Annotated in this window: 13 protein-coding genes; 6 read left to right on the top strand and 7 right to left on the bottom strand. The window is 40.1% G+C overall.

Translation table 11 applies throughout. The annotated features are described in order from the left end of the window. Positions 1-33: 33 nt before the first annotated feature. Positions 34-1,512, bottom strand: a complete 1,479-nt coding sequence (cobQ, locus tag AC012T_RS13595) for a cobyric acid synthase CobQ (protein ID WP_487059075.1) — start codon at positions 1,510-1,512, stop codon at positions 34-36. A gap of 297 nt (positions 1,513-1,809) precedes the next feature. Next, positions 1,810-2,214 carry an Npun_F0494 family protein gene (locus AC012T_RS13600; RefSeq protein WP_487059077.1) on the bottom strand — a complete coding sequence of 135 codons (405 nt, stop codon included), beginning with the start codon at positions 2,212-2,214 and terminating at the stop codon, positions 1,810-1,812. Positions 2,215-2,332: 118 nt separating this feature from the next. Between AC012T_RS13600 and AC012T_RS13605 the strand changes: the two genes are divergently transcribed. Beyond that, positions 2,333-2,770, top strand: a complete 438-nt coding sequence (locus AC012T_RS13605; RefSeq protein ID WP_487059079.1) for a peroxiredoxin — start codon at positions 2,333-2,335, stop codon at positions 2,768-2,770. Positions 2,771-2,896: 126 nt separating this feature from the next. Here the strand turns inward: AC012T_RS13605 and AC012T_RS13610 are convergent, their stop codons facing one another. Both AC012T_RS13610 and AC012T_RS13615 read right to left on the bottom strand, forming a co-directional pair. Further along, positions 2,897-3,274, bottom strand: a complete 378-nt coding sequence (locus tag AC012T_RS13610; RefSeq protein WP_487059081.1) for a hypothetical protein — start codon at positions 3,272-3,274, stop codon at positions 2,897-2,899. A 43-nt stretch (positions 3,275-3,317) separates the two neighbouring features. After that, a complete protein-coding gene (locus tag AC012T_RS13615) occupies positions 3,318-4,193 on the bottom strand; it encodes an ABC transporter permease (RefSeq protein WP_487059082.1) in 876 nt (291 codons plus the stop codon). A gap of 221 nt (positions 4,194-4,414) precedes the next feature. On the opposite strand from AC012T_RS13615, the gene AC012T_RS13620 reads away from it, so the two are divergent. Then, positions 4,415-5,338, top strand: a complete 924-nt coding sequence (locus AC012T_RS13620) for an RpnC/YadD family protein (protein ID WP_487059084.1) — start codon at positions 4,415-4,417, stop codon at positions 5,336-5,338. Between the two features lie 216 nt (positions 5,339-5,554). Here the strand turns inward: AC012T_RS13620 and AC012T_RS13625 are convergent, their stop codons facing one another. From AC012T_RS13625 to ccmP, 3 genes are all read right to left on the bottom strand, one after another. After that, positions 5,555-6,574, bottom strand: coding sequence for an ABC transporter ATP-binding protein (locus AC012T_RS13625; RefSeq protein WP_487059086.1), 1,020 nt, complete (start codon positions 6,572-6,574; stop codon positions 5,555-5,557). Between the two features lie 660 nt (positions 6,575-7,234). Continuing rightward, a complete protein-coding gene (locus tag AC012T_RS13630) occupies positions 7,235-8,044 on the bottom strand; it encodes a pentapeptide repeat-containing protein (RefSeq protein WP_487059087.1) in 810 nt (269 codons plus the stop codon). A 10-nt stretch (positions 8,045-8,054) separates the two neighbouring features. Then, complete coding sequence (gene ccmP / locus AC012T_RS13635) at positions 8,055-8,693, bottom strand: beta-carboxysome protein CcmP (RefSeq protein WP_487059089.1); 639 nt, start codon at positions 8,691-8,693, stop codon at positions 8,055-8,057. Between the two features lie 200 nt (positions 8,694-8,893). Between ccmP and bchI the strand changes: the two genes are divergently transcribed. The 4 genes from bchI (at position 8,894) to AC012T_RS13655 (ending at position 12,573) form a co-directional block, all read left to right on the top strand. Further along, complete coding sequence (bchI, locus tag AC012T_RS13640; RefSeq protein ID WP_487059090.1) at positions 8,894-10,012, top strand: magnesium chelatase ATPase subunit I; 1,119 nt, start codon at positions 8,894-8,896, stop codon at positions 10,010-10,012. A gap of 106 nt (positions 10,013-10,118) precedes the next feature. Then, positions 10,119-10,436 (top strand): hypothetical protein, encoded by a 318-nt coding sequence (locus AC012T_RS13645; RefSeq protein WP_487059092.1) that lies wholly within the window; start codon positions 10,119-10,121, stop codon positions 10,434-10,436. A 175-nt stretch (positions 10,437-10,611) separates the two neighbouring features. Beyond that, positions 10,612-11,904, top strand: coding sequence for a glycosyltransferase family 2 protein (locus AC012T_RS13650; protein ID WP_487059094.1), 1,293 nt, complete (start codon positions 10,612-10,614; stop codon positions 11,902-11,904). Between the two features lie 435 nt (positions 11,905-12,339). Beyond that, positions 12,340-12,573: a hypothetical protein gene (locus AC012T_RS13655; RefSeq protein ID WP_487059096.1), complete on the top strand. Its 234-nt coding sequence runs from the start codon at positions 12,340-12,342 to the stop codon at positions 12,571-12,573. Positions 12,574-12,780 lie beyond the last annotated feature (207 nt).

Raw genomic sequence — 12,780 nt, forward strand, 5'->3', positions numbered from 1 at the left:
ACACTCCCTGGTCTAACGACACAAAGTGTTTATCTAAGACAAAAATGGAGTTAAGTTTAAATGGCTTTCAATTTGAGTGGCTAAAGAGTCCAAAATTTGCTCTCGCTGTTCTCGGTAATTAGCAACACCGGTGGGTAAAGATTTCAGTCCACGCTGTTGACGGAGACGGTTAAGCCAAGCACGTCGCCAAGGGCCATTATCAAACAAACCGTGTAAATAACTGCCCCAAACAGATTGACAACTATCCACTAGTCCTAAATTAATGTCATCAAATAGGGGTTGGTAGGCTTTAGAATCTATTTCTTGCTGTTCTATGCGCGATCGCCCTTGATGAATTTCAAATCCATTTACAGGTAAGCCCATTTGCGGAAAATTGGAAGTAACTTGGCGCTGACGAGCAATTTTTTGTCCTGTCATTATTGTTTTAATGGGTAATAAATTTAACCCTTGAAATCTACCAGCTTGTCCTTCTACTCCCTCTGGATCTGCTATCATTTGACCTAGCATTTGGTAGCCGCCACAAATACCTAAAACTGTTCCCCCAGAAGCAGCATAGTTTTGAATTGCTTCAGCCATGCCGCTTTTTTGCAATATTATCAAGTCGGCAATTGTGGTTTTTGTTCCTGGTAAAATTACTGCGTCGGGATGTCCTAAATCTTGCTTGGGACTCAAATATTTTACTGAAACTGAAGATTCTGATTCAAGTGGATCAAAGTCGGTAAAATTGGCTATTCTTGGTAAGCGGATAATAGCTATATTCAGTTCAGCTTGGGTTTTCTGGGGTTTGCGTTCCAGTAAATCTAGGGAATCTTCAGCAGGAAAAACTTCTTCTAAGTAGGGGATAACGCCAACTACAGGAATACCAGTGCGTTCTTCTAACCATTTGATTCCTGGTTCGAGAATTGAACGCTGTCCTCGGAATTTGTTAATAACTACGCCTTTAATTAAAGCGCGTTCGTCAGGGTCAAGTAATTCTAGAGTTCCGACTACATGAGCAAAAGCGCCTCCTCTGTCAATATCAACTACTAAAAGTGTGGGGGCATTTAAATGTTTTGCTACCCGCATATTAGTTAAGTCGCGGTGCTTGAGGTTAATTTCGGCTGGACTACCGGCACCTTCACAAACTAACATATCAAATTCTGTAGCTAGGTGTTGTAGACATTCTTCAATTGTCCGCCAACCCAGGTCAAAATATTGCTCGTAATAATCTGTAGCACTAACTTTACCTATAGGTCTGCCTTTGAGGATGACTTGAGATGTCATATCCCCTTGGGGTTTGAGTAAAATTGGGTTCATTTCTACTGAAGGAATGACTCCCGCAGCCCAAGCTTGCACCGCTTGAGCGTAGCCTATTTCTCCTCCGGTGGGAGTAACATAAGCATTTAAAGCCATATTTTGACCTTTAAAGGGAGCCACCCGCCAGCCACGACGGGATAATATGCGGCAAATAGCTGTAGTTAACAGTGATTTCCCTGCGTGGGATGTTGTCCCCACTACCATAATTGCTTTCATAATTTGACTAGTATTTTTTGTGGTGGTGCGGCAATTGGAGGATTAAACCCTGTTATAACCTGAGTTCGGTGTTCGGTGTTCGGTGTTCGGAATTATGATTTTTCAACTAGAGAATAAGGGTTTGAGACTCTTGGTGGGGGGATTTTTCCACAAATTATCTTATGTCGAACTCAGGTTGTTATAGCAATTTGCTGATCAAACTTGAAAAAGAGCAGATCAATCAATAGGGTTAATTTTGCTACTTCTTTAACCCAAATTTTACTTTGCTTTGCTTATCTTAACCTGTTAATTTTTCATCTAAAATGGTAGTCGAAACCAACGAGTTAGGGCATCATCTAAGCGATCGCGCCATGAGGGTGTACGCCAATTATTTTCGGTAATTTTTTCTAGCAACTGATGACCAAGGGGAGTGAGGCGAAAACCGTCTGTAATGCCCTGTCCATCGACTTCTCGCCGTAATACTCCAACTTCGATCAGCCAATCGAAAGCGTTATCACAGTTCAATTCTGATAAAGGGCGTTTGGTGTAACCTTGTTTGACACCTTTTTCCATAGCGATCGCACTCACGGAAACACTCTGAGTCCGCATGGCTGTAAATAAACTGAGATCGAAGGGTGAACAAATGAGCGATCGCTCTGCTCTTAAGAGCGTCTTTGGGGTATAAACAAAGGGTTTAGGGTTGGGAAAATCAATAGTAGTCATGATTTTAGACATTAAGCAGCTAGAAGGTTAATATTTTGTTTCTAACAATTTCTATAAATATTGTAAATTACTGTAAAATTTCAAGTGCATCAACAATCTGAAACAGGAAAGGTTAATTATGCCACTAGCAGTTGGTACAGATGCGCCTGCATTTACCGCTAAAGATACAAACGGCAACACAGTTTCATTATCTGATTTTGCTGGTAAAACGGTAGTTGTGTATTTCTACCCCAAAGATGACACGCCAGGCTGCACCAAACAAGCTTGTAGTTTCCGGGATGCCCAACCTGAATATCAAGGTAAAAATGTTGTAGTGTTGGGAGTAAGTGCTGATGATCAAGCTGCCCATCAAGCATTCACCGCTAAATATAACCTGAATTTCCCCCTATTAGTTGACACGGATAAAGCCCTCATCAATGCTTTTGATGTTGATGGTGGTGGTTATGCAAAGCGCGTCACTTTTGTAATTGATCCTAACGGTAAAATTATTCATGTTGACGGTGCTGTTAACACTAGTACCCACGCTAGTGATGTTTTAGCAGTACTGGGCTTGTAGTTTTTCATAACAGCACTCAGCTAACTGACCGAATTTTAGGTTTTCAATTTTAACAAATCCAAAATCCAAAATTGTTTGACCTCAACTCCCAGCCAAATCAAGGTTAGGAGTTGAGGTTTTGAATTTTCATTTATCTGACGGTAATAATAGCTGCGATGGTGTATTTTCTCCGGATGTCGTCAAGGTTGAAGATGGATTTTGCTTTTGCTGACCTTGAATTAGTTTTTCTTGTCTAGCTTTAAATGCGGCTGCTGCGTCATCCAACTTTTGATTTTGTTGATCAGAATTCCAGTTAAGAGTCCCAAAATTTGCCTGATGAATCAGGTTAAACATATTGAAATCTGAACCATTACCAGAGAAATTGGTATTGCGTTCGCTCTCCAAACCACCAAGGGGTTGATTAAGATCAGCTAAACTAGGTTGTGCTACTAACAGGGAAGCAAAGCTAATTCCTGCAAAAGTCGCAACTAAGATTTTGTGAACTGGTAAAAATGGTCTTTTCATGAAATTTCCCCTCACATTTGACTGAGTTAATGATGCTTCTATCTTAAGCAAGAGTTTTGCGTAATTGAGGTTGAATGCTGAGTAAAGCCACCAACGCAAAACCTACCAAGACTAACAATGCTCCCCCAAAGGTAACATCACCCCAAAAAGCGTGCATGACGATATCATTTAATCTCCAAGTGCTATGAAGGTATAAATAGCGAATTGGTTCAATTGCATAGCTAAGAGGATTGAGGGTAGCGATGACCTGCAACCAACCAGGCATAAAGGATAAAGGTGCTAAAGCTGTGCTGGCGAAGAGTAAAGGCAGGTTAGTAATAAAAATTACTGCGATTAGTTCAATGTGACCGGGTAAAGCAAAAGCCAAACCGAGAGAGATAGCGGTGACACCCAAAGCCAGAAGTAAGACAATAAGAGCGATCGCACTTAACCCAGCCGCATCCGGTAAACCAGCCCCTAAAAACGCCGCTGCTGCTACAATTACAGCCGCTTGCAGTAAACTTTGGCTAATAATAAAGATAGCAGAAGCAAAGACAATCGAGAACCGAGAAGCTAACGGTGCAACCAGCAACCGATTTAAAAAACCAAATTCCCTATCAAACATCACAGGTAAACCGGCATTTAAAGCCCCTGCAAAAGCTGTAAAAACAATTACACCTGCTGCCAGAAATTGACCGTAATTTGTCGTACTTCCAAATAAACCTTTAGGGGCATTTTGGAATAATGCACCAAATAACACCAACCACATCACCGGCTGAATAATTCCCGCTACCAGACTAGAAGGACGGCGTTGTAATTGGATAAATAGACGACGAGTTAAAGCCAGTGTTTCTTGGACTAATTCACCAAAAAAACTGGGAGTAGTCTCTGTAACTACCGTAGGTGCAGCTAATTGCTGCCAATTCATATCAGTCTTCATAGCAATTTTGTCCAATGTGCAAATACACAGTGATAAAATGAATCAGTAAAAATTATAAATATTTCTGCAATTTTTAATAAGCAAAGAATATTTATAATTCTTAACACCTTATTATAACAAAAAATCATTGATAGACTGTTCACAAATCAATCACCGAAGTCAATTAGTGTTTTTTGTGTTTCTATAAACTCTCTGATAGAGTAATCAACAGTTAAAGTTTTATGACTCGACAGCCACATGATCAATTTGCAAAAGAATATTTACAGGAGTTATTAACTTCTTTAGGCAATGAAGAAACCAGCAAAGATGTTAAAAGCGAAGTTCGGGAAATAGATGTTTGGTTTGTTCCCAATAATTCAAATCCGTCTGATGAGTTAGAATTAGGATTATTAGCAAAAATGGCAGCCACAAGCTGTCTATTTGAACCCTTTCGCAATGCTCCCAGTGAAGTAGAGATTAGGAGTTGTTTGTTAAAATTATATACCGTTCATAGCGATTTATGGCGACAAGCTAAACGGGAAAAACGGTCTATACCTGAAGAAAAATTACCATATTTATGGATCTTAGCACCTTCTTGTTCTGTAAGAATGCTGAACGGATTTAGCGCACAACTACAACAGTCACTGAATTGGTGTGAAGGGGTGTATTTTCTGCCAGAATTCTTAAAAACAGCCATTGTCGCTATCAATCAGTTACCGATTAGTCAAGATACTCTATGGTTAAGAGTGTTGGGAAAAGGAAAAACCCAAAAACAAGCTGTAGAAGAATTGGTTAAACTATCAGAAGATACTGAAAAATGGGATCACCTACTAGAGATTTTAGCCTCTTGGCGCAAAAATATAGAGGTGAAAGATAATGTAAATGATGAAGAGAGAGAATTAATTATGAACTTATCACCAGCGTATCTTAAACAACGGGAAGAATGGCGACAAGAAGGACTGCAAGAAGGTAGACAGGAAGGTAGTTTAGACGGACAACGTTTAATAGTAGTGAGTTTACTAACAGGTTGTTTTGGCGCTTTAGATGAAGAATTATCTGCTATTGTTACTCCGATTATGGAACTTTCTTTAACAGAAAGAACTGACTTACTACTTCATTTGTCTAATATTTCTCGTGAGGAATTATTGGCTAGGTTTGGAAGTTGATTGGTAAGAATTTAGGAGTCAGGAGTCAGGAGTTAGGAGTTAGGAGTTAGGAGTTAGGAGTTAGGAGAAAGAAGAATATTTTTCTCTTCTGTTCCCTGCTATATCAAACATTCTGTATTCTGAATCCTTACATTGATTGCACTAAAATTGCGAGGATTTAGGAATTAGGAGAAAAAAATCTTCTTTCCATCTCTCAATTCCTAATCCCCAATCGCCCTATCTCATATTTTGCTTTTTCTCCGCTTTAGGATCACGATTAGCCACAGCAGCTAATTCCGCATCCATCAAAGTTTTGCCAGTTGCAGCCAAGTAAACATCATCTAAACTAGGACGAGATTGAGCAATACCAAAAATCGGTAAACCGACATTATTTAAGGCTTGCTGAATAGTAATTAAAGCGTCATTTTGGGGAGTAACTACCAAATTAAGGGAGTTACCTTGGGCGTTATTGATGATGATTTCTTGGACAAAGGGTAAAGCAGCCAGCAGATTTTTAGCTTTGTCTGCTTCTTCCCTGGGTGAAAATTCGCGGATACGGAGAGTAATGCGATCGCCCCCAACTTGGTCTTTTAACTGCGAAGGTGTACCATTAGCAATAACTAGACCGCGATCTATGATTGCGACCCTATCAGCTAAAGCATCAACTTCTTCTAAATAATGGCTGGTAATCACAACCGTTGTCCCCGCAGCGCGTAACTTCCGCAGAAATTCCCAAACCACAAAACGGCTCTCAATATCAAGCCCAACCGTTGGTTCATCCAACACCAACACATCTGGAGAATGAAGTAAACCAGCAGCTAAATCTAGACGTTTGCGTAAACCACCAGAATAGGTTCCGGTTTTTTTATCTGCGTATTCTTGTAAACCCAGTAAATCCAATACATTGTTAATCCGCTGTTTGATCACCGCACGAGGAAGATGATAAAGTGCCGCTTGCAATTGCAGCAACTCCTTACCCGTCAGCACCTTATCTAAAGCCACTTCCTGAGCCACATAACCCAGCTTTTGCCTGGCTAATTTGGGGTATTCTAACGCCGAAATTCCCGAAACCTCGATTTTGCCAGCATCAGGAGTTGTCAGCGTACACAAAGCCCTCAGAGTAGTAGTTTTCCCTGCACCATTGGGCCCGAGTAAACCAAAGATTTCCCCAGGTTGTACCTGAAAAGAGACATCTTTGACAGCCTCAACAGTACCGTAGCATTTTTGTAGATTTTCAATTAAAACGGCGGGAGCCATGACAGCTATAATCCCTAACTATACAATTCTCAACAATCTATCTTCTATTGTACGAGTTAGGCGTTAGCTGTGATGAATTCTCTTCTACTATTCTTGATTAAAGGAAATGAGGATTTTGTATTTGTTGTTTACGCATTAGTATGACGCAATTATTACCATATCTACTCTTACTGGGTAAATCTGAGGCATATCAACACAATACTGCGTTCTATTAAACACGGTTGGGAAATAGACTTTTAGAAGATTACGAAAAGCCCAGATTTGTAGGGGTAAAGCGCATTGCTTAATGGTGTCAACTTAAGCTTAAATCCTGATGATATCTCGTTCCCAGTCAGAGACTGGGAATGCTATTATAGAGGCTCTGCCTCTGTTTTCATAGAAGACAGAGCCTTCTAGAATTCATTCCCATACAGAGTATGGGAACGAGAACTTCATTTCCTTGCGGGACATCGGTTTTACGTTAAGTTGACACCAATGAGCTTTTGCTTTACCCCTACCTGTAGAATCAAATGATGAAGCCGCTTTAAGTATAAAAATACAAAATGAAGATTTTATTGTCTGAATCAGGATTATAGGGAACGGGGAACGGCGAACAGAACAAGATTCCAGGGATTTCTATTTTTCGGGAAAATGTATAATTAATTTTGCCGAGTATTTAAACTAGCAATGGTTCCTTAATGAATCAGGCTTAATTGTATCTTGTAAATTTGTACCCTTGAGGTTAGCACCTTGGAGATTTGCACCTCTGAGGTTAGCACCTGCTAAATTTGCACCTGCTAAATTTGCATATCTTAAATTAGTCCAACTTAAATCAGCATTTGTCAGATTAGCCTCACTCAAATTAGCCTTGAATAAGTAGGAACTTCCCAAATGCACCCTAGTTAAATTAGCTTTATACAAATTTGCTTTGTACAGGTAAGCTGTCATTATTTCCGCTTCATAAAAATTCCCTTCACTCAGGTCAGCAGCAATTAAATTAGCACCAATTAAGTTAGCAAAACTCAGGTTACTGCGGATGAGTTTAGCGGCTGCTAAATCTGCATCATTTAATATAGCGTTGCTAAAATTAGTACCAATCAAATTAGCATCTGTAATCACCGCACCTCTAAGATTGGCATCACTCAAATCAGCACCGATTAAATTTACCTGGCTTAAATCGGCCTGTGTCAAGTCCGCACCGCTGAAATTAGCAATACTCAAGTTAGCTTGACTCAGGTTAGCTTCAATTAGTTTGGCTTGAGAAAGGTTAGCATTGGTTAAATTTGCACCAATCAAATTTGTTCGTACTAATAAAGCGTGACTCAAATCTACCTTGGTTAAATTAACTCCTTGGAGATTTGCACCCCGGAGGTTTTCCCCGTGCAGATTAGCGGTGCTGAGGTCTATTTCAATTTGGGGATTTTGCTTTCTCCACTCTATCCAGGTAACTGCACCTGCTTGAAGTAAAGCTAAATGCTCTTGATTTGCCATTTTTGCTCCTTTATTCCTGACGCTGACTCTGGGGTGTGCGACCTGGTACATTTTCGATCGCTGTTAAAGCTCCTGCTGAACCGGCTAAGATATCTCGTTCATGTCCACCTAGATAAAGCCTGCCAAAGCTGCCTACGGCTTGAACTTCTAAAATATTAATTGCGGCTGCTTTCTCAGCTTCATTGGCAGCTAGTGCAGCATAAGCCGCTGGTTCAACTTCTAAGACATAGAGAGTTTGTCCTGCGAGTAGCAGTTGTCCTCTGCGTGTACGGTTAATCAGTTGGGTTTGGTAAGCATCAATGTTGCGAATAATCTGGCTAGAAACTACACGGGGTTTGAGACAGTCTTCTTTTTTGACTCCTAGCATTGCTAAAATAGCTTGGCCTGCGGCTCGTGTTTCCCCTTGAGAGCCAGAATGAATTTCTAAGAGTCCATACAATCTTTCTACTACCTGTACTCCTGGACGGACAGAAGCAGATTTGAGAGCAACATCTGTAATTTTATTGATTTCGATACCTGGTGAAATTTCAATCCATAGGGATGTATCCCCTGGTAATGGTAAGAATCCTTGGGCTACTGTTCCCATATATGCGGCGTGTTGAGGTTGCAGATTGTCTAGAAATACAAAACTGCGTAGTTCTATGCCCAAGGTTTCGCTCTCCAGTCATGAGGGTAAATGTTCTCTATATGCAATATATGAGTTTACGATAAAAGCTACATGAGCAAAATAGAATCTGAGGTTGAAGGTACTGATTAATTATTTTCCTGCTCTGCTTCCCTGCTCCTCAGCCTGCCCAGATGTGGCAAAATAAAGAATTGTAATAACAAAAGTATTGTTAAGGTAATTTAGTGACTTCAACTGCTCAAACTACAGTAAGTGCGCGTCGCGCGGTCTTTCCATTTACAGCAATTGTCGGCCAGGAAGAAATGAAACTGGCATTGTTGTTAAATGTGATTGATCCCAAAATTGGTGGCGTAATGATTATGGGCGATCGCGGCACCGGCAAATCTACAACTATCCGTGCTTTGGCAGACCTGCTGCCAGAAATCCCCGTAGTCGCCAATGACCCCTTCAATAGTGACCCCAATGACCCGGATTTGATGAGTGATGAAGTCCGTCAATTACTAGCCGAAGGGGGAGAAATTCCCATAGATCACAAAAAGGTGCAAATGGTAGATTTACCATTAGGCGCAACAGAAGACCGGGTTTGCGGTACTATCGACATTGAAAAAGCTTTATCTGAAGGTGTGAAAGCTTTTGAACCAGGGCTACTGGCTAAAGCTAACAGAGGCATTCTTTATGTTGATGAAGTCAACTTATTAGATGACCATTTGGTAGATGTACTCCTCGATTCTGCTGCTAGTGGTTGGAACACTGTGGAACGGGAAGGTATTTCTATCCGTCACCCAGCGCGGTTTGTTCTGGTTGGTTCGGGAAACCCAGAAGAAGGAGAATTGCGTCCTCAGCTACTCGACCGTTTTGGAATGCACGCAGAAATTCACACGGTAAAAGAGCCGGCTTTGCGGGTGCAAATCGTGGAAGAACGGGGAGAATTTGATCAAAATCCTGCTGTATATTTAGAACAACACAAAACTCCCCAGGAAGCATTACAACAGCAAATTGTCAAGGCTCAAGAGTTGTTACCACAAGTGAACCTTGACTATGATCTGCGGGTGAAAATTTCGGAAGTTTGTTCAGAATTGGATGTAGATGGTTTGCGGGGGGATATTGTCACTAACCGCGCTGCTAAGGCTTTAACCTCATTTGAAGGACGGACAGAAGTTACAGTTGATGATATTCGACGGGTAATTACATTATGTCTGCGTCACCGTTTGCGGAAAGATCCCTTAGAATCAATTGATACTGGTTATAAAGTTGAAAAAGTGTTTTGTCGCGTTTTTGGTGTGGAATTACCAGAAGATTCAGCACAGAAAAACGGCACTGGCATGAAAGCTGGGGTTAGGTAATGGGTAATGGGTAATGGGTGATTGGTGATTGGTAAAATCTTTTCCCCGTTCCCTATTCCCTATTCCCTCCTACAACCATATAATTTATTCCGCACGATTACTTAGTATGAGATTTTTAAATATCTGTATCAACACTGTTATTTTATCTAGTCAACATAATCCCCCGCGATTTATTGAATTATTGATGCTTTCTCTAGCGATCGCAATGCTGGGAATTACAACCATAGTACCAGATCTGGCTTATCTAGTGCTGGGCTTGAGTTTCGTCGTCGGTGCATCTATTTCTATTTTAGTGCGGGAATGGATATCTACAGTAGCCCACGTTAATCCACCCTCACCCCAAAGATTTATTACGCAATTAACAGCATTGCTGTTACTGGGTATCAGTATTTATGGTTTTGCTGATTTAATTCGGACTCTCTAAACGGATTTGATGTTAGGACTCACTTTTGCAATTATAGCTGGAGATTTTGCGCTTCACTATGTTGCACTTAGAATGACAGCGGTGTTTTTACGAAAGATTTTGATGTTCACGTTTTTTAGACTGCCTTGCCAAGAAAGTGTACATAAGTTATCACTAAAGAAAAAACGATTAATTTATGAAACTCAGCTTGTGCATGATTGTCAAAAATGAGGAAATCAACCTACCAAAATGTTTGCAAAGTGTCAAAAATGTAGCAGACGAAATTGTAGTTCTCGATACAGGTTCAACTGATAAAACCCCCCAAATTGCTGCACAATTTGGCGCAAAAGTACATTATTTTCAATGGTGTAATGACTTTAGTGCTGCTCGTAATGAGGCTTTAAAATATGTGACAGGAGACTGGATTTTGGTATTAGATGCTGATGAAAGTCTGACACCTGAAATAGCGCCTTATTTGCAAGAAGTAATTAAAATAGAAGATTATTTATTAATTAATCTTGTCCGTCAAGAAGTTGGTGCAACTCAATCACCTTATTCTTTGGTTTCTCGACTTTTTCGCAATCATCCAGATATTCGCTTTGAACGCCCTTATCATGCACTAGTTGATGATAGTATTACGTCAATTTTAACGAAGGAATCCTCTTGGCAAATTGGCTATTTACCAGAGGTGGCTATTCTCCATGCTGGATATCAAAAAGCTGTAATTAATCAGCAAGATAAATATGCTAAAGCCGCAGCTGCTATGGAGGATTTTTTTGCAGCTAATCCCCATGATGCTTATGTTTGTAGTAAGTTGGGAGCTTTGTATGTGGAAATGGGTAAAATTAATGAGGGAATGGAATTATTAAATCATGGTTTAAATCAGGCAATGGGAAAACGCAGTTCTACAAAAAAAACACCTTTGCACTGGCTGAATGATTCTCAAGTAAATAAAGTTGAAAATTATATTAATCAAGATATAAATGAAACCAATTATGATATTTTATATGAATTAAATTATCATTTAGGAATTGCTCATACACATTTAAAGAATGTACCTCAAGCTATTTACCATTATCAAGCAGCTGTGAAATTACCAATTTATCCTCTGTTGAAGTTGGGAGGATATAACAATTTAGGAAATTTACTCAAAGCTACGGGAGATTTGCAAGGAGCGAAAATTGCTTATGAAACAGCTATCAAGATTGATCCTAATTTTATAACTGGTTATTACAATTTGGGGATGGTATGTAAAGCCATGAATTTATTTGCTGAGGCTATTGATTGTTATGACCAAGCTATACAATTAAATCCTGATTATGCAGAAGCTTATCAAAATTTAGGGGTAGTGCTGTTGAAAGTTGGCGATGTTGAAAATAGTTTAGCAGCTTTTGAATATGCGATCGCTCTCCATGAGCAACACAACCCCCAAGAAGCACAACGTCTGTCCCAAGGATTACAGCAAATGGGATTAATTCGTAATTCGTAATTAGGGTTTGCTTAATAAACCAAAAACATAGATATATCAACAGTCTCAGGCTGAAAAAGTTGGAGAAGGTGCAAGAAATAAGCGATGAAAGCATCAAAAACCGTTCATTTACCCAGATTTGAGAATATTCTGATCTCCTTCTAATTCTTCTTCCTGACTCCTGACTCCGAACTCCGAACTCCGAACTCCGAACTCCGAACTCCGAACTCCGAACTCCGAACCCTAACGGAAAGACTTTTTCCGCAAGTCCTAATTATCTCCTCTTTTCCCCATGACTTCTGTCATATTTTAATACAGACTAAAGTCATGGTTGCATTAGTGACTTTAGTAACTAGTAAATTCAAAATTAAACTTATAGGATAGCTGGTGTGACAAGTCAAACAATAACAAGGTTTGATTTACAAACTGAAATAAGTTGTTGACAGGAAAATTTTGATGAAAAAAGTTATTACTGCTATCACTGGTATCATGCTTGCTATACCTTTAGGCATGACTATTTTACCAGAATCAGCATCAGCACAATATAGACAAGTACAGGTTGTTCAACGTCGAGTTGTCAATCGTAGACCTGTACAAGTTCAAACAAGACGTAGAGTCTGGGTTGCTCCTTATTGGACACAACAACGTGGACGGAGAGTTCGGGTTCCTGGTCGCTATGTGTGGAGATAATCATAGCCAGAAGGTCGGTGCATTTAGACCATGCTGAGTCTTAAGTATACACCCAGTTCACCTGAGTTCGACATAAGATAATTTGTGGAAAACTCGCCCCCAGTAGGAGTTTCAAACCCTTATTCTCTCGTTGAAAAATCATAATTCCGTTCGCGTAGCGTCTCCGGAGGAGAAACTCCGAACTCCGAACTCAGGTAGTTCCTTGCA

This window comes from Anabaena sp. EIM26, assembly GCF_057568715.1.